This is a genomic window from Streptococcus sp. 11273D007BT (assembly GCF_053547195.1).
Map to the genome: position 1 here is coordinate 1,340,643 of NZ_JBPWPE010000001.1, position 15,603 is coordinate 1,356,245.

21 protein-coding genes and 1 other annotated feature are annotated in these 15,603 nt (G+C 36.1%); of the genes, 5 read left to right on the top strand and 16 right to left on the bottom strand.

The window, feature by feature from the left end:
• Window position 1: 1 nt before the first annotated feature.
• The 4 genes from ACEE75_RS06865 to ACEE75_RS06880 form a co-directional block, all read right to left on the bottom strand.
• Window positions 2-145 carry a hypothetical protein gene (locus ACEE75_RS06865; RefSeq protein WP_449173606.1) on the bottom strand — a complete coding sequence of 48 codons (144 nt, stop codon included), beginning with the start codon at window positions 143-145 and terminating at the stop codon, window positions 2-4.
• Window positions 145-285: a hypothetical protein gene (locus ACEE75_RS06870; protein WP_449173607.1), complete on the bottom strand. Its 141-nt coding sequence runs from the start codon at window positions 283-285 to the stop codon at window positions 145-147. Before ACEE75_RS06870 ends, ACEE75_RS06865 begins: the two co-directional genes overlap by 1 nt.
• Before the next feature lie 15 nt (window positions 286-300).
• The gene (locus ACEE75_RS06875; RefSeq protein WP_449173608.1) at window positions 301-567 is read right to left on the bottom strand and encodes a helix-turn-helix domain-containing protein; all 267 of its coding nucleotides are present in this window, start codon (window positions 565-567) and stop codon (window positions 301-303) included.
• A gap of 73 nt (window positions 568-640) precedes the next feature.
• Window positions 641-832, bottom strand: coding sequence for a DNA-binding protein (locus ACEE75_RS06880; RefSeq protein ID WP_044474199.1), 192 nt, complete (start codon window positions 830-832; stop codon window positions 641-643).
• A 1,001-nt stretch (window positions 833-1,833) separates the two neighbouring features.
• Here ACEE75_RS06880 and ACEE75_RS06885 point away from each other — a divergent pair.
• The 5 genes from ACEE75_RS06885 to ACEE75_RS06905 all read left to right on the top strand — a co-directional run bounded on the left by ACEE75_RS06885 (window position 1,834) and on the right by ACEE75_RS06905 (window position 5,031).
• Entirely contained in the window at window positions 1,834-2,214 is a 381-nt protein-coding gene (locus ACEE75_RS06885; RefSeq protein WP_449173637.1) for a helix-turn-helix domain-containing protein, read from the top strand.
• Between the two features lie 10 nt (window positions 2,215-2,224).
• Window positions 2,225-2,998: an ImmA/IrrE family metallo-endopeptidase gene (locus ACEE75_RS06890; RefSeq protein WP_449173609.1), complete on the top strand. Its 774-nt coding sequence runs from the start codon at window positions 2,225-2,227 to the stop codon at window positions 2,996-2,998.
• Entirely contained in the window at window positions 2,999-3,502 is a 504-nt protein-coding gene (locus ACEE75_RS06895) for a hypothetical protein (RefSeq protein ID WP_449173610.1), read from the top strand.
• Window positions 3,503-3,507: 5 nt separating this feature from the next.
• Window positions 3,508-3,801: a hypothetical protein gene (locus ACEE75_RS06900; RefSeq protein ID WP_336385362.1), complete on the top strand. Its 294-nt coding sequence runs from the start codon at window positions 3,508-3,510 to the stop codon at window positions 3,799-3,801.
• A gap of 126 nt (window positions 3,802-3,927) precedes the next feature.
• Window positions 3,928-5,031, top strand: a complete 1,104-nt coding sequence (locus ACEE75_RS06905; protein WP_449173638.1) for a tyrosine-type recombinase/integrase — start codon at window positions 3,928-3,930, stop codon at window positions 5,029-5,031.
• Window positions 5,032-5,115: 84 nt separating this feature from the next.
• On the opposite strand, the gene rpmA is transcribed toward ACEE75_RS06905, so the two are convergent.
• The 12 genes from rpmA to glf form a co-directional block, all read right to left on the bottom strand.
• A complete protein-coding gene (rpmA, locus tag ACEE75_RS06910; protein WP_354367975.1) occupies window positions 5,116-5,409 on the bottom strand; it encodes a 50S ribosomal protein L27 in 294 nt (97 codons plus the stop codon).
• 79 nt (window positions 5,410-5,488) lie between these two features.
• A complete protein-coding gene (gene rplU / locus ACEE75_RS06915) occupies window positions 5,489-5,803 on the bottom strand; it encodes a 50S ribosomal protein L21 (protein ID WP_354367973.1) in 315 nt (104 codons plus the stop codon).
• Window positions 5,804-5,841: 38 nt separating this feature from the next.
• Window positions 5,842-5,915 (bottom strand) — a sequence feature (ribosomal protein L21 leader region).
• 77 nt (window positions 5,916-5,992) lie between these two features.
• Entirely contained in the window at window positions 5,993-7,042 is a 1,050-nt protein-coding gene (gene rfbB / locus ACEE75_RS06920; RefSeq protein ID WP_447574177.1) for a dTDP-glucose 4,6-dehydratase, read from the bottom strand.
• Window positions 7,043-7,225: 183 nt separating this feature from the next.
• A complete protein-coding gene (locus ACEE75_RS06925) occupies window positions 7,226-7,819 on the bottom strand; it encodes a dTDP-4-dehydrorhamnose 3,5-epimerase family protein (protein WP_447574176.1) in 594 nt (197 codons plus the stop codon).
• Window positions 7,819-8,688, bottom strand: coding sequence for a glucose-1-phosphate thymidylyltransferase RfbA (gene rfbA, locus ACEE75_RS06930; RefSeq protein ID WP_447574175.1), 870 nt, complete (start codon window positions 8,686-8,688; stop codon window positions 7,819-7,821). Before rfbA ends, ACEE75_RS06925 begins: the two co-directional genes overlap by 1 nt.
• A 95-nt stretch (window positions 8,689-8,783) precedes the next feature.
• Window positions 8,784-9,533 carry a DUF4422 domain-containing protein gene (locus tag ACEE75_RS06935; RefSeq protein ID WP_447574174.1) on the bottom strand — a complete coding sequence of 250 codons (750 nt, stop codon included), beginning with the start codon at window positions 9,531-9,533 and terminating at the stop codon, window positions 8,784-8,786.
• Between the two features lie 9 nt (window positions 9,534-9,542).
• Window positions 9,543-10,457 (bottom strand): glycosyltransferase, encoded by a 915-nt coding sequence (locus tag ACEE75_RS06940; RefSeq protein WP_447574173.1) that lies wholly within the window; start codon window positions 10,455-10,457, stop codon window positions 9,543-9,545.
• On the bottom strand, window positions 10,457-11,266 hold the full coding sequence (locus ACEE75_RS06945) for a LicD family protein (RefSeq protein ID WP_447574172.1): 810 nt from the start codon (window positions 11,264-11,266) through the stop codon (window positions 10,457-10,459). Before ACEE75_RS06945 ends, ACEE75_RS06940 begins: the two co-directional genes overlap by 1 nt.
• Window positions 11,263-12,444, bottom strand: coding sequence for a polysaccharide polymerase (locus ACEE75_RS06950; RefSeq protein WP_447574171.1), 1,182 nt, complete (start codon window positions 12,442-12,444; stop codon window positions 11,263-11,265). Before ACEE75_RS06950 ends, ACEE75_RS06945 begins: the two co-directional genes overlap by 4 nt.
• Window positions 12,445-12,472: 28 nt before the next feature.
• A complete protein-coding gene (locus ACEE75_RS06955; RefSeq protein WP_427895715.1) occupies window positions 12,473-13,306 on the bottom strand; it encodes a glycosyltransferase in 834 nt (277 codons plus the stop codon).
• 3 nt (window positions 13,307-13,309) lie between these two features.
• Entirely contained in the window at window positions 13,310-14,485 is a 1,176-nt protein-coding gene (gene cps2T / locus ACEE75_RS06960) for a beta 1-4 rhamnosyltransferase Cps2T (RefSeq protein WP_447574170.1), read from the bottom strand.
• A 7-nt stretch (window positions 14,486-14,492) separates the two neighbouring features.
• Window positions 14,493-15,602 carry a UDP-galactopyranose mutase gene (gene glf, locus ACEE75_RS06965; protein ID WP_447574169.1) on the bottom strand — a complete coding sequence of 370 codons (1,110 nt, stop codon included), beginning with the start codon at window positions 15,600-15,602 and terminating at the stop codon, window positions 14,493-14,495.
• Window position 15,603 lies beyond the last annotated feature (1 nt).

Here is a 15,603-nt window from a genome sequence, read left to right on the forward strand (position 1 = left end):
CTTACCTCACCATCCCACTATTTCTCATCACAACTACCACAGAATCAACAATCGTTCTCAAAAACCGATTTTCTGTCTGTAAGTCGTTTACTCTATTCCGAAGTTGAATATATTCTTCAACACTAATTTCAACTGTTTCTTTCATCAGGCTACTCCTGTTCTAATTTTGATATTGAGCAACAAGCCTTTTAGGTTCCGCTTTTCTTGGTCAGATAGTGCCAGACTATCAATGTGGTTGTTGATGTCATTGAATGACTTCTGCAATTTTTTCTTTTTGTTAAACATCTAAATATTCCTTTCTTAGACAACTAGATGACTTTCTATGTATTCATCTAGTTCCGATTTTTTTATCCGTTTGGTACCATCAATCTGATATAGATTGAGTCCTTCTCTTAGCCACTTCCGAATGGTATTATCGCTCACGCAAGCATGGTGGGCCGCTTTACTTATAGATAGCCAACCTCTACCATCAGATTCGCGTTCCAGGAACTCGGTAAAGGATTCTTTGAACTGATCCTTGACCACCATCCTAATTCCTGATTCAAATTCTTCACTTAGGATGTTCATACTTACCTCCATCTTGTGATATAATGTAGTTAGTATTTTTTGTTAAGGGGCTGACGCTGTCAGTTCCTTTTCTTTATTCAATTCCATAATCTTCAATGACCTGAAGAATGAAACTATTTGCTCTCGGACCTTTTGTTGTCCCATTTAGAATATTAGTCACTTCTTGTCGTTTGTAGCCATAGGCTACTGCCAAAGTAACTTTTTTAATGCCCTTTTCCTTAAGAAAAGAAACAACTTTTTCACGGCCATTAGCAATATCAGGCATAAATGCTCCTCCTTCTTCTAAAATCTGTAAATAAAAAAACGCTCCTATCAAACTGATAGAAACGTGGTATAATATTAAATGGCACTAACGATACCGCCTTAGAAAGGAAGGTAGCGGATATGTGTAAATTACTCGAAATAGCACTTGTCGCAGCTGTTGAATGGCTGGTACATCGTTGGTTAGACGATTACTTCGATGAGTAGCTCACACGGTTAGTGTCTCTAACCCAGAAAAAAGCCCCTAGGTTGCTGGAACAACTTAGGGGCTTTCTGTTTGGCACGATTGTGCAAACTACTCGATTCCCCTAAATTATACGATAAGTTTTCTCAAAAGTCAAAAGATAGTATCAGTTCTTTTTGCAATAAGCTTCAATACATCTATAACTTCATAAAAAAGTATCATAACCACGTTTCTATTCAGTTGTCAAAGAACTACCTTTTGAACTGAATAGCAATATGATATAATTAGGGTCGGCACTCCTATACCGCCAGGGAAGGAGGTGAATGCCAATGTGTGACTTCCTACTCACCAATCTTGGTCGGTATCATTCTCATTGCCATTGAAAAATGGCTAGATAAAGATGATAAGTAGTGCTTTGTTAGCAGAGCTAACAAAAAACCCCCAGTACGGCAATACTGGGGGTTTTTAGTGTTGCTACGATGAATACCGCAGTGCAACTTCCTACTTCCCCTTAATATTACCATATCGCTATTCAGTTGTCAAAGAACTTGTAAACAAGAAACAACTAAATTTTTAAACTTTTCTTTATAAAATACTTGACAGTTTTTAAAGAACTTTGTAGAATTAAAGCATAACAAAGAACACTAACAAGACATTAAATCCCGTTCGCCAAAACAAGATTAACATTTGTTTGCTTAGTTGTTTTTTTAGTTGTAACTTATTTACAAAAACTATTTTACAGAACTCTTTAAAATCTGTCAAGGATTTTTACAAAGTTTTTTAAAATATTTTTTGTCATGCCTAGAAAGGTTGATAAAACAATGTTTCCAACGTTTGAACTCGTTAAAGAACTCTGTAAAAAGCAAGGGATTTCTTTAAATACTTTGGAAGAAAGAATCGGATTTTCCAGAAATTCTCTATATTCTTGGAAAAACAGTTCTCCAAAACCTGAAAAACTGAAGGTAGTGGCTGACTATTTCAATGTTAGTACAGATTACTTGTTAGGCAGAACAAATAATCCAAACATTGCTCAAGAAGGTCAAGCTCCTGCCATAAATCCGCTGGAAGAACAAGCACTAGTTATGTTCCGAAAAGAAACAAGTGGGATGTCTGAAGCAGATGTAATCAAATTTACTACTGCACTAAAAGGGCTTATGAATACAGCTAGAGCATTGATTGAAGATGATTCAAATTGGGAGTAGGTGATGTCTATTGAAACAAAGATTAACACGTCAAGAATTTCTCAAATACAAAGAAACAGCCTACCAAATTCTAAATAAGGCTGCCAGATATTTTGAAAAACCTTTGGCTGATCTAACTCATACAAATATCATTTCCTACTTTGAAGAAAACTATCCAATCATCTTCAATTTTTATGATTTTGATGAGTTCGGTGCCCAATATCCAGAATTACCGCCAGCAATTCCAACAAACAAAGAAATCAGATACAAGAATTTGGTCAAAAACCAGATTTTCTCATATCAGGAACGCTATCTATGCGATAATTGTGCAGGAATGACTTACCCCGATATAGAAAGAAATCGCTTCGTTGTTTCAATCAGTCAAAGAAAGGCTACTAAGGGCAGAATTATCTTTACTATCCTTCATGAACTTAGTCATATCTTTTGTCATTTAGAACAAAGACAGAGTGACAGTATTTATCTTTCTCTAGCCACGGACAAAATGGTTGGAAATTACCCTCCGGAGTTACTAGCTTTGGAGCAGGAAGCTGACACAGTGGCATCCATACTCTACTTATCAGATGAACGACTAAGTAAGGCTTTTCAAAGTAAGATGACTTTCTTAGATTTGCAAAAAGAAACAGACATCAGCAATCCAGCTCTACATAATCGACTGATGGATTTCTTGACACACACTGTCGGATACAGTCAAAGTTATTCACTTAAATTTGTCCTGGACTATCGCAAAGGTGGCCAACAGATTTTTCAAGCTCCTAAGTTGGGGTTGTATTTGAAGGGGGAATAAATGGGAATTTTTGATTTTTTGAAACCTAAAACCGTTCCTAAAAAAACAGAGATAAAATCTTTGGCAAATAAAGAACAACCTGACAATCCAAACAAATACGGAGATCCTAATTATAAGATTGACCTCAATGAGAGGTTAAAACGGTATCGACGTGAATCAAAAAAACAAATTGATGCTGGAATTGAACCTGAACCAATCGAGCAAATTATAGGGTTTGTTCACCAACACAATGCAATTGTTGATTATAAGAACAAAGACTTTGAAGCTGCAAAGGCTGGCCTTCAGGAAGCAATGGAAAAATATTATTTCTACACTCCAGGAGGAGTTGATTATTTAGCTAAAATTTATCGAAAAGAAAAAGATTATAAATCAGAAATCAAGTTGATTGAAATAGGACTTGCTTACTTTGATGAACGTCCTGAAATAAACTGGAGCACTTCAAAAATTGAAAGTCTTCAAAAACGTTTGGTAAAAGCAAAAGAATTGGATAATAAGAAAGGATAAAGATCATGGGACTATTTGGTGGTAAAAAAGAAAAAGAACCTAAAAAATCACGAGCTGAAATCTATTTGGAGGAACGTGGCGTTACAAATCTTTCTGAAGAAAGTTTTGGACAAGTTGAAAAAGTCATCAATGACCTGGCTGGGAATGGTTTGGCAAAAGCTGGTTTAGCCTTGAGCTTTGCTAAAGTGGAGGAACAAGCCAAAGTCAGTTACTTGTCAGCCTTAGTTGAACAAAACTGGATTTTGATTAGCCAGAATCAGCAGATTATTGATGAGTTGAAAAAACTTAACGAAAAATAAAAAAAAGTCCTACACTCGCCTTCGCCAAAATTTGAGTGTAGAACTTAGCTAGTATAGTCTAGAAAACCACCATTTCCGGAGGCCTCTTTACTATACCCATTTTAACAGAAAATGAGGTAAATGACAATGATTGGTCAATATAAAAAAGGTGATTCTACTGCTTATTATTTCAAAGCTTACCATGGTTTAGATCCATTGACTGGGAAAAAGATTATTACCAAACGGCGAGGATTCAAAACCGAACGTGAAGCAAGGCTTGCTGAAGCAAAATGCCTGACCGAATATGAAAAGAAGACCTTCCGTTCCAGGAACGTCACTACCACTTTTCGACAAGTCTATGAAGTTTGGAAGGAACATTACAAGAACACTGTCAAAGAGTCCACATTTGTCAGTCAGATAGACAAAGCAGATAGGCTCATCCTTCCTATTTTTGGAGATAAAGCCGTTAATAAGATTACTCTCACAATGTGTCAATCTCAGGTCAATAAATGGGCTGATGAATACAAACGATTTTCCGGAATCATCAGCATAGCAAACCAAATCTTTGATTATGCTATCTCAATGGAGCTAATCGAAAGCAATCCAATGAGAAAAACACTAAAACCAAAACGGCAAAAAAAGGATAAGGATGAACTGGAGCAATTTTACAATAAAGATGAACTAAGAGAGTTCTTTTCGATTGTAGAAAAGATGGAAGACCCAGAGATGTTGACATTCTTTCGCCTGCTAGCCTTTACTGGAATGAGAAAAAACGAAGTTGGTGGATTAAGTTGGTCTGATATAGACTTAAAGGCTGCACAATTAAAAGTCAATAAAACGCTTGCTAAGGGCGAAAACAACAAAACGATATTCCAGACCCCAAAGACAAAAAAGAGTGCCAGAACAATCTCTCTGGATCCTCAAACAGTAAAAATTCTAAAAGAGTGGAAAAAATGCAGCACAAAGGGACTGCTTTTCAAAAATGAGGACGGCAATCCAAAAAGTATTGTCCACGTTAATAACATGCTTAACCGTGTCTGGAGAAAACACCCAGATTTCAAAAGGATCACTCCTCATGGTTTCCGACATACCCACTGCTCCCTACTCTTTGAAGCCGGTGCTACCATCAAAGAAGTCCAGGAAAGATTGGGACATGAGAACATCCAAACCACCATGGACATCTATGCCCATGTCACTCAAAAAGCAAAGAATGAAGTTGCTGATAAGTTCGCTTCCTACATTGGATTTTAAAATATGGGTACCAAAATGGGTACCAAAACAAAAAAACAGGCCTTCCGAAATCTCGGAAAGCCTATTGTTAAGCCGTTTTCAGACTTATTTTGCGATTGGATAAACAGATACTTGTTTTTTATCGCGTCCTTTACGTTCGAAACGAACAACACCTTCAACTTTAGCAAAAAGTGTATCATCTCCACCACGACCAACGTTTACACCTGGATAGATGTGTGTTCCACGTTGACGGTAAAGGATTGATCCACCTGTTACAGTTTGACCATCAGCAGCTTTAGCACCAAGGCGTTTAGCTTGTGAATCACGTCCGTTTGATGTTGAACCTCCACCTTTTTTGTGGGCCATAAGTTGCAAGTTAGCAAGATTCATTTTTAACATAATCTCAATTTCCTCTCGTAGTTAATTTGGTGTGATAAGTAAACTTATCTAACTGAAATACTGAGTATTCCACGTGTTATTAAGCGTTGATCGCTTTAATAACAACTTTTGTATAAGGTTGACGGTGACCTTGTTTACGGTGGCTACCTTTTTTAGGTTTGTATTTGTAAGTTACAACTTTCTTTTGTTTTCCTTGTTTTTCAACAGTTCCAACAACAGTAGCGCCTTCAACAAGTGGTGTACCTACAACTGTTTTTTCACCACCAACAAGAACAACTTGATCAAAAGTTACTTCTGCTCCTGCTTCAACATCAAGTTTTTCAACGTAGATAACTTGATCTACTTCAACTTTAACTTGTTTACCGCCAGTTTTAATGATTGCGTATGTGCTCATTATGCACCTCCTATAAAAATATAAATAATCGAGATAAATCTCGTGTGAAGACTCGCCTAAAATCGTGAGATTGCTCTACTTAGTGACGATTGTCGTGCGGTTGCACAGGGTGTGCATATAGTCAACATTATTATACTATCATACTTTATATCCTATGGCAAGAAAAAAGACAGAAAATCTGCCTTTTTCTTATTTGTTTAGTACTTCTTGTGTTTTAGCGTAGTTGGCTTCAACAGCTTCTTTTTCAGCTTTCCACCAATCTTGGTTATCAGTGTACCACTGGATAGTTTCTTCCAAACCTTGAGAGAAGTCTGTGAATTGTGGCGTCCAGCCTAGCTCATCACGGAGTTTACTTGCGTCAATAGCATAACGCAAATCGTGTCCTGCACGGTCAGTCACGTGGTCGTAGGCATCTTTTGGTTGACCCATTTTTTCAAGGATCAATTCAAGCACTTCTTTGTTATTCTTCTCACCGTCAGCACCGATGAGGTAAGTTTCACCCATACGGCCTTTTGTCAAGATTGCCCAAACACCAGTCGAGTGGTCATTAGTGTGAATCCAGTCACGGACGTTTTTACCTTCACCGTAAAGTTTTGGTTTGATACCTGCCAAGATGTTGGTAATTTGGCGTGGGATAAATTTCTCAATGTGTTGGTATGGACCATAGTTGTTTGAACAGTTTGAAATGGTTGCTTTAACACCAAATGAACGCACCCATGCTTTTACGATCAAGTCTGAAGCAGCCTTGGTTGATGAGTATGGTGATGATGGGTTGTAGTTGGTTTCCGCAGTAAATTTCTCACCTGGACCGTCACCATGACCTGGCAAATCTTCACGCAAAGGAAGGTCACCGTACACTTCGTCAGTTGATACATGGTGGAAACGGATGTCGTATTTACGAGCCGCTTCAAGAAGAGTGTAAGTACCGATGAAGTTGGTATGGATGAATGGACTTGGGTCGTTGAGAGAGTTGTCGTTGTGGCTTTCTGCCGCATAGTGAACAATGGCATCTGCCTTAGCAGCCAATTTGTCAACCAATTCAGCATCTGCAATGTCGCCAACAACCAGCTCCACACGATCGCCAAGGATAGCTTCGATGTTGGCCTTGTTTCCTGCATATGTGAGTTTATCCAAGACAGTTACATGAACATCTGGGTGGTTGTTATAAACGTAGTGTACGAAGTTTGAACCGATGAAACCAGCGCCACCAGTTACGATAATGTTTTTAAATTGAGACATTTTTTTCTCCAAAAAATTTTTTCTTTTTTTTTTGATAGTTTCCTTAGGTAGTGAGGACTAGCATCTTTCATTTATGAGTCTATAGATTCCCTAACTCCTCAGCTAAACTCAGGAGCTTATCCCGACGGCGATAACACATGGATTAGCTAGCTCAGTAAGCATCTTTTAAAAAGGAATTATAGATTACAAGTCTTCTTTTTTCAAGGGTTTCACATCTTTTAAAAGCGGATGGTTTTTATCTGCTTCTGAAACTTCTGCTTCTGCTAAGTTTTCCCATTTGATGTCAAGGCTAGGGTCTGCGTAGTTCACAAAAGCATACTTAGGCTTGAGTTCTAAAGCCCAGTAATCATTAACGAGATAACTATAAGCTACCTTATCAGATAAAACCTGGAAGCCATTTGCCACACCACGTGGTACAAAGATCCCTTTTGACGCATCGATAATGGCTTGGTAGGTATTTCCAAAAGTATCACCTTCACGAAGATCAACCCAAGTTCCAAGGACTTTTCCTTCGTCAGCTACTGAGATGTACTTGTCCCACGGCTCTGCATGAAGTCCACGAAGAACATTTTTGCGAGAGAAGGAAACATTATTTTGTAGTTTCCCTTCTGCAAAAAAGCTCTCTGGGAAACCAAGCGGTAACATTTTTTCCTTTTGGAAGTTTTCTTTAAACCACCCACGGTTATCACCATGGACTGGAATATCGAACTCCAACATCCCTGGAATAGCTTCTACTGGACGTGCGGCTAGTGTTTTACCAAAAAAGTTCTCTGTCATTAGGCTTCTCCAATCAAACGGAGCAAATATTGTCCGTATTCATTTTTCTTAAGCGGTTGTGCTAGCTCAAGCACCTGTTCTTTTGTGATGTAACCCATGCGGTAGGCGATTTCTTCAAGGTTAGCCACTTGAACATTTTGCAAGCGTTGAACCGTTTCGATATACTGAGCCGCCTCCAAAAGACTTTCATGAGTACCTGTATCCAACCAAGCAAAACCTCTCCCCATAAGCTCAACAGATAAATCACCACGGTCTAGATAAGCTTTGTTGACATCTGTGATTTCAAGCTCTCCACGAGGAGAAGGTTTGATATTTTTAGCAATCTCTACAACATCATTATCATAGAAGTAAAGCCCTGTAACCGCATAATTTGAACGAGGGTGTTCAGGCTTTTCTTCAATAGAGATCGCATTCATCTCCTCATCAAACTCGACCACACCAAAGCGTTCTGGGTCTTTTACTTGATAACCAAAGACTGTGGCACCAGCTTCCTTAGTTGCTGCACGTTGCAACATGTTAGATAAACCTGCCCCATGATAGATGTTATCTCCTAAAATAAGCGCCACACTATCATCTCCGATAAAGTCCTCACCAATGATAAAAGCTTGCGCTAGTCCATCTGGACTCGGTTGCTCTGCGTATGAAAGCGAGATTCCAAACTCCGAACCATCGCCCAAAAGATCTTTAAAACGTGGTAGGTCTGTTGGCGTTGAAATAATTAAAATCTCCTTAATACCCGCTAACATCAAAGTTGAGAGTGGGTAATAGATCATGGGTTTGTCATAAACTGGCATCAACTGCTTAGAAGCAGCACGCGTCAAAGGATACAAACGTGTCCCTGAACCACCAGCAAGAATAATACCTTTCATAGTATTCCTACCTTTCACATAATTAGTCACTAAATATTTTATCATATTTTCAATTAAATGTCAGTCTCAAACACTGTATTTATAGCTATTCACCGTTATTTCGTTAAGCCTAATTTTCTTTTAACACGATCAATAAAATGATCCTCAGTGAAATAGATTGGATACTCTTTTACTTTTAATGCTTGATGTTTTATCCAGACATTTAATAATCTTTCCGCAACAAAGCCAACCATACGCTTATTATAATTATCGTATTTACTGTAATCAATGGTTTTGTCTAATTTGAATAATATATCAAATAACCAGTCACAGTAAGCGTCGTAAACTTCTTTTTTCATAATGGACATGTTGCAGATATATCCTTTGTCTTGGTCTTCGAACCACTCGAAATCTTTTAAATATTCCGGATAGTCTTCCGATATGATTTGGCGACAATTCTCCCAAACCTCCGCATCGTGAATTTTGTTGAAATATTCACCTGCCTTATGTCCTAAAAATTCGTTAATACCGGTTAGAGAAACAATAACATCATATTTTGTCAAATCATTTCTAATATCTATTTCTGACAAAATTCCAGATTTTCTAAAAATATAGCGATTTTTTGTAAAATATCGTCTGTAATGAGAAATTCCTACTATATCCTCGGAAGAGTGTTTCCATATCCAGTACATTCCAGTTAACTCACAAAAACTTGAATTTTTATCTGATATATTATCTTCAAAAGAGTTGTCTTTCAAGTCATATTCTTCTACGATATTCTTATTTGCTCCTACTACCAGAGGAACATAAATGGAATCCGAAGTAACAGATTCGAAAGGTTTATGCGTCATAATATAGTTTTTCATCTTTTTTTCCTATTTGTTTCTTAAAATTATATTGCTTGTTAGGTCTGGCTGTTGACCATCTTCTTCTAGAAGTTCCAAATATCTTTCCAGAGAGTCACAAATCGCATTATTCATAAAACGTACTTTTTTTAGCTCATTTTGAAGTGTTTTTCTTGTAGAAATGCTATGATGATGTAAAACTTTGATTTTTGGTGAGTAAATCACCTTTAAGCCTAGTTGCTCACATTGGTAAGCTAAAATCTCGGTTTCAAAGTACATATAAGTTTTATCGTAAAATGCTACATCTCTCTTTGCAATAAACTTCTCAGACACAATCAAAAATGATCCGTGGATGATTGGGTTGGTATAAGACTTGTTGACATCAATGGAAGAGAATCTCTCTCTTCTTTTATGTACTAGAAATTTTAAGAAATTCCATCTCTTCAACTGTGCACGTAATGGTACGATATATTTGCTATCGCGTTTCTTCTTGTAATTTTCGTACTCTCTTTCAACCTCATCTTTCGAATACAGTGTCAAACGTTTAGGGCTTTGATAACGCTTCTCATTTGTAGAGTAAATTTGAGGTCCAAGAACAGCGAAATCCTCCTCTTCATAGATTTTCTCTACTAGCTCTATAAAATCTGGCTGGGGAAGTTCAATATCATTATTAGCGATAGCGATAAACTTAGGATTAAAATGTTCCTTGGCATATTGATAGCCTCGATTATTTCCTTTGGCAAACCCCTCATTTTTATGATTTAAAAGAACGGTAACATTAGGGACTGTGTCATATAAATCAAGTAGCGCTTTACCCGAACCGTTTGGTGAAGCGTTATCAACGATTATAATCTCCTTATCCCCTTTGACATGATTTTGAATATTTTCAACAAATGCAGTTGTTTCTTCTAAGCTAATATAATGTAATATGACAAAGCAAAACATCAATCTACTTCCTTAATATGCTTCTTAAATTCGATATCCTTTTTCTTTGGGATAGTTGTCAGGTAATCATCGCCGTACAATTTTTTCAAATAAATATCATATTCCTCAGGGACTAGAAACTCTCCATCCTCAAAAGGTACCTTTGTCCCATCGCCCCATATTTCTCTCGGAAAAATTTCCTTACTATACAATGAACCTGTAATTGTTCCGATAAATTTACTTGTTCCTACATCGTTTCTACTATAAACATTATCAAGTAATTGATAAATATCATTTGAACTATATAATTTTTGAAGTTGTAGTAAACTCAATAATTTTAAAAATACCTGGCGATACCATTTGTGCCCGGTCATATTCGCCGTTGCAAGACTACCCAGAATTCTTAGGCAATAAATCTTTAAATAGTATATCCCTCTCCCAATTTTCGTTGATGGAGCACCGTCTAAGGGAAGAATATCTAAAACGGCTACTCCAATGTGGTTATTAGACGGTAAATTAAGTTCCTCTTGATACTCTTTCTTTAGATAAACTCTTGGAAAATAGCATCTGGCATCACTATGGGAATGATATGAAATAATCTCGAATTGACTTGAAAAGGATTCCTTTAGTGAAAGTTGAATCAGACGATTGAAATCATCTCTAGGAATAGCAATATCCACATCATCATCCCAAGGAACAAAACCCTTATATTTGATAGCTCCCATAACACTACCTCCACGTAAATAAAAGGTAATATTATGTTTGCTACAAAACTCATTTAGCTGTGATAAAGCTTTAAATTCTAGATTTTGAATATCTTTTATGTTCAAAATAGTTTCCTCCTAGATAAAATTTCATCTACTCCGCTACTATGGCTTCTACTTTTATCATATAAGGAAGTCCCTAGTAAAACATAGAAAAAAATATTGTAAGCTGGACTAATAATAAACGCTTCGAATGTACAATTGATAGCGATAAATACAACAATGGTGAATAGTAAATAATTTTTTGAGGTATGAAGAGCAAAGGACTTCATTGTTAGATATAAAACAATCATAGCCACAAAGACAACTCCATACATAAACATCAATTTTAGATAAGAACTATCAACATAGTTATATTCGATTGATGTCGCATCTGTATTTCCTCCAAAACCGACAAATCTTACAGTTGGATCTCCAAATAACTTTATATCATATGTCTCAAAAGCTAGTTTTCCTAAGTAAAGACGATTACTAAAAAGAGTATTTAATTGACGATACCATTCAATACCATTATCAAATGTTTCTGATACAGAATAAATAAAAGTTGCCGCAATGGGATAAAGAAGTGATAAAAATTTTGTCGGTTTAAATTCAGGCTTGAAGTAATACCATAGAAAGATTAAATCTATTGTCAAAATAGACATTGCATTTAAGCGGGCATTACAAAAAATAACAATAAAAGCTGATAAAACAAAACCAAATATGGTTCTTATCCATATATGCTTCTGTCTGTAAAGATAGCTAGCAGCTGTATAAAGATAGAAGCAATGTGAAGCAAAGTCTGTTGGATAAACACTTCCAAATGAAATTCTTCGAACCTGCTCAACTCCCCTATATTGAATAAACACTAAGTTTGGGATGACTCCTAACAACGATAGGACAAATGTCAATCCAACTACGGAACCTACAGATATTATATAGATTTTTAATATCCTCTCTATATCAGCCCCATACAAACCAATGAATAGTAGAATATAAACAAATAAGTAGGGATGTTTTATTTTTGCTAATAATATTAAGCCTACACCCAAGAAAGCAATCATGAAAAACAGATCGATAAGATTATACTTTTTAATGAATAAAAATCTCATCAACAATAACAATGCTGCAATCAAATTTATTAAATAAAATTTCTCGGGAAGGATACCTGATAACATTGTTGTGTTAATAGTCTCTGTTATCAAAATAATAGACAGACCAAAAATAAGTAAAATATCACTAGGTATAATTTTGTAAGTTTTCATTAGTTATCTCTTAAAATTAAATCAATCCTTATTTATTACCAATGCTAAATTTTATCATCCATGTTAAGATTGACCAATCTTTATACTTCAAAGACTGCTCCACTCCCCAGGCAAAAATCTTGACATAAGCCAATTTAGATTTAATAAATCCTTGTTTTCGACAATATTTAATAAAATCGGGAATCAATAACTCATAGCGCCTTTTTACAGCAGCTACTGAAGACATATGATTCTTCAATGAAAAATTATGATTGATAATAACAGGTAATTTATAAAAAGTTTTATTTCTTAAACGCTGGCTTCTACAAAAATCATGGTCAATCTGATCTAAAAAGAGATTTTCATCGTATCTGTAGTCTTTAAACACTTCTAATTTAATGGCAGTACAACTGTTAATACAATTAAATTTATCATTTCTAACAGGATCATCCGCATTTTTTAATTGTTTATACATAAGGTAGCCTGCTTCATTAGGTGAATAAAAATTCCCGTTTTGCGCCTGAATAACTGGAGCATAGATGTCAGCTCCATTAGATAGAGAAGCTTCCAAAGTATCAAAGTACTCTTGGGTAACGTGGCTATCATCATCAAACCAAATTAAAACGCCATCACGGTCAGACAAAAAATCTAATACTTTATTATAGGCTTTTGATAGACCGATATTCTTTCCTTCTGTAATATATGTCCAACCACGCTCCTCAGAAACAGTTTGATTGTGTTTTGTAAATGATGGTTGATCACTATTGTCAAAAATAACGATAGAGATATCATGACCTGATATACCTACCAAATTGTGACAAGTCTCTGCCTCGTCGACTCGAGAGTTGTAGGTTACAACAACTGCATAATATTTTGTTGCCATTATTTAAATTCCTTTATAAAAAACTTTTTCATATTCGTTTACAATATATTCCCAAGAAAATTTATCCAAAATTCTTTTCTGAGCAATCTCTGATAGTTGAGCAATTTGACTTTGATCATACATTTCTACTTGATTGATGATATCTGATAAGTCATCTTTTGACCAATAAACTGCCCCATCTAGTCCAACTTCTTTATTAAAACCAACATCAAGAAGAAGGTTCAACTTAGTCGATGACAAAGCCTCTAGTAGCGAAGGATTCGTTCCTCCCACTTCATGTCCGTGAATATAGGCAAAAGCATTCTCACGGATGTACTTCAAAAGCTCTTGATCATATACTGTTCCCACAAATTTGATTCTACTATCCTGATCAAATCCCGTATTTTGTTTCAGTTGGTGATAAAATTTATTTTCCTCAACATTGGTAATCAGAATAAAGTCCTTTTTAGAATCAGATTTCATAAACTCTCGAATCATTGACTCATAGTTATTCTCTGGAACAAATCGACCTACAACGAGATAGTACTCATTTTCTTTAATCTGCTTCATATTAAACCATGATCTTACCTTCTCATCATCCTCGGTCAATTGTGATGAAGTTGTATCAGTTCCATAAGCAATATAAGTTGTTTTAGGATCGTATTGCTTATAATCTTGTTTAATATAAGTTTCGATGTTTTTGCTATCACAAATTAATAGATCAGCATGTTTTACCATCAATTGCTCAGAATACTTCCAATATTTTCTGACTGGCAAACTCCACTTAGCACGAAGCCATTCATGTCCATCTGGATTTACGTAAAGCAATCCATTTATACGTTTAATCCTTTTCTTAATGTGCCCAATAAACGGACCAATGCGACAAGCCAACACATAAAAAATTGGATTTTGATCATTGTTTTTCTCTGCCAAGTCAATTGCTCGATTTAAAGCTAAAATATCATAATAGATCGCCCGAGCAGGACCGATTTTGGGAACAGAGATGTTAAAGCAAGTTGCGCCATTGTACTCAAAAATCTCCTCACTTATACCTGATTTTTCAGAGTTCTCTTCCATACATGCAACATAGTATTTAATATCCGTATTGACTTGATTCTCTGTTAATTTTTCTACAAAAGTTTCAAATCCACCATACTTGGCAGGAATTCCTTTTGAACCGATAATATATACTGATTTCATACCTTTTTTATTTCACTTCTTTTCTTACACATTGCAATGCAGCTGCAATGACTTGGTGCATATCATAATAACGATAGTGTCCCAAACGACCACCAAAGATAACATTTTCTTGTTTTTCAGCCAACTCTTTATAGGCTTTATAGAGATGGTTGTTGCGATCATTGTTAACAGGATAATAAGGCTCATCACCTTTTTGCCATGTCTGTGAATGCTCTTTGGTAATAATTGTTTTAGGTTGTGTCCCAAACTCGAAATGCTTATGCTCGATAATGCGAGTATATGGTGTTTCACTGTCTGTATAGTTGACAACAGCGTTACCTTGATAATTTTCCATATCAAGCGTCTCTGTTTCAAAACGAAGACTACGGTACTCCAACTCTCCAAGCTCATAGTCAAAGAACTCATCAATCATACCCGTAAAGACAATTTTAGGATAATCTGCAAGGTACTGCTCTTTATCGGCGAAAAAGTCTATACCTGTCTCGACATCAATATTGTCGTGGCTAAGCATTTTTTCAACGATTTGAGTATATCCTCCAATTGGAATTCCTTGGTAAGTATCGTTGAAATAGTTGTTATCATAGGTCAGACGAACTGGCAAACGTCGGATGATGAAGGCTGGAAGCTCTGTACAAGGTTTTTCCCATTGTTTTTCAGTGTAGGATTTGATTAACTTCTCATAGATATCTGTTCCAACAAGTGAAATAGCTTGCTCTTCTAAGTTTTCAGGTGTTTTTCCACCTAGGACTGCGCGTTGTTCTTCAATTTTAGCTTGTGCTTCTGCCGGTGTCACCACACCCCAAAGTTTATTAAAAGTATTCATGTTGAAAGGTAAGTTATAAATCTCACCCTTATAGTTAGCAATAGGCGTATTAGTATAACGGTTGAACTCTGCAAACTGGTTAACATAATCCCAAATCTCTTTATCAGAGGTATGGAAAATATGTGCCCCATACTCATGAACTTGTATTCCCTCTACTTCTTTCGTGTAGATATTTCCTGCAATGTGATCTCGTTTTTCAATCACTTTTACTTTTTTTCCTTTTAAAGCTGCCTCGTGAGCAAAAACCGCACCAAACAAGCCACTACCAACAACTAAATAATCATATTTTGACATG

Bases quoted from the DNA above. Each gene is read 5' to 3' on its own strand.
- rfbB (WP_447574177.1), bottom strand. From the start codon at position 7,042: ATGTCTCAATTTAAAAACATTATCGTAACTGGTGGCGCTGGTTTCATC.
- ACEE75_RS06940 (WP_447574173.1), bottom strand. From the start codon at position 10,457: ATGTTTTGCTTTGTCATATTACATTATATTAGCTTAGAAGAAACAACT.
- ACEE75_RS06950 (WP_447574171.1), bottom strand. From the start codon at position 12,444: ATGAAAACTTACAAAATTATACCTAGTGATATTTTACTTATTTTTGGT.
- rplU (WP_354367973.1), bottom strand. From the start codon at position 5,803: ATGAGCACATACGCAATCATTAAAACTGGCGGTAAACAAGTTAAAGTT.
- rpmA (WP_354367975.1), bottom strand. From the start codon at position 5,409: ATGTTAAAAATGAATCTTGCTAACTTGCAACTTATGGCCCACAAAAAA.
- cps2T (WP_447574170.1), bottom strand. From the start codon at position 14,485: ATGAAATCAGTATATATTATCGGTTCAAAAGGAATTCCTGCCAAGTAT.
- ACEE75_RS06955 (WP_427895715.1), bottom strand. From the start codon at position 13,306: ATGGCAACAAAATATTATGCAGTTGTTGTAACCTACAACTCTCGAGTC.
- ACEE75_RS06895 (WP_449173610.1), top strand. From the start codon at position 2,999: ATGGGAATTTTTGATTTTTTGAAACCTAAAACCGTTCCTAAAAAAACA.
- ACEE75_RS06935 (WP_447574174.1), bottom strand. From the start codon at position 9,533: ATGAAAAACTATATTATGACGCATAAACCTTTCGAATCTGTTACTTCG.
- glf (WP_447574169.1), bottom strand. From the start codon at position 15,602: ATGTCAAAATATGATTATTTAGTTGTTGGTAGTGGCTTGTTTGGTGCG.
- ACEE75_RS06885 (WP_449173637.1), top strand. From the start codon at position 1,834: ATGTTTCCAACGTTTGAACTCGTTAAAGAACTCTGTAAAAAGCAAGGG.
- ACEE75_RS06880 (WP_044474199.1), bottom strand. From the start codon at position 832: ATGCCTGATATTGCTAATGGCCGTGAAAAAGTTGTTTCTTTTCTTAAG.
- ACEE75_RS06905 (WP_449173638.1), top strand. From the start codon at position 3,928: ATGATTGGTCAATATAAAAAAGGTGATTCTACTGCTTATTATTTCAAA.
- ACEE75_RS06875 (WP_449173608.1), bottom strand. From the start codon at position 567: ATGAACATCCTAAGTGAAGAATTTGAATCAGGAATTAGGATGGTGGTC.
- ACEE75_RS06870 (WP_449173607.1), bottom strand. From the start codon at position 285: ATGTTTAACAAAAAGAAAAAATTGCAGAAGTCATTCAATGACATCAAC.
- ACEE75_RS06925 (WP_447574176.1), bottom strand. From the start codon at position 7,819: ATGACAGAGAACTTTTTTGGTAAAACACTAGCCGCACGTCCAGTAGAA.
- rfbA (WP_447574175.1), bottom strand. From the start codon at position 8,688: ATGAAAGGTATTATTCTTGCTGGTGGTTCAGGGACACGTTTGTATCCT.
- ACEE75_RS06900 (WP_336385362.1), top strand. From the start codon at position 3,508: ATGGGACTATTTGGTGGTAAAAAAGAAAAAGAACCTAAAAAATCACGA.
- ACEE75_RS06865 (WP_449173606.1), bottom strand. From the start codon at position 145: ATGAAAGAAACAGTTGAAATTAGTGTTGAAGAATATATTCAACTTCGG.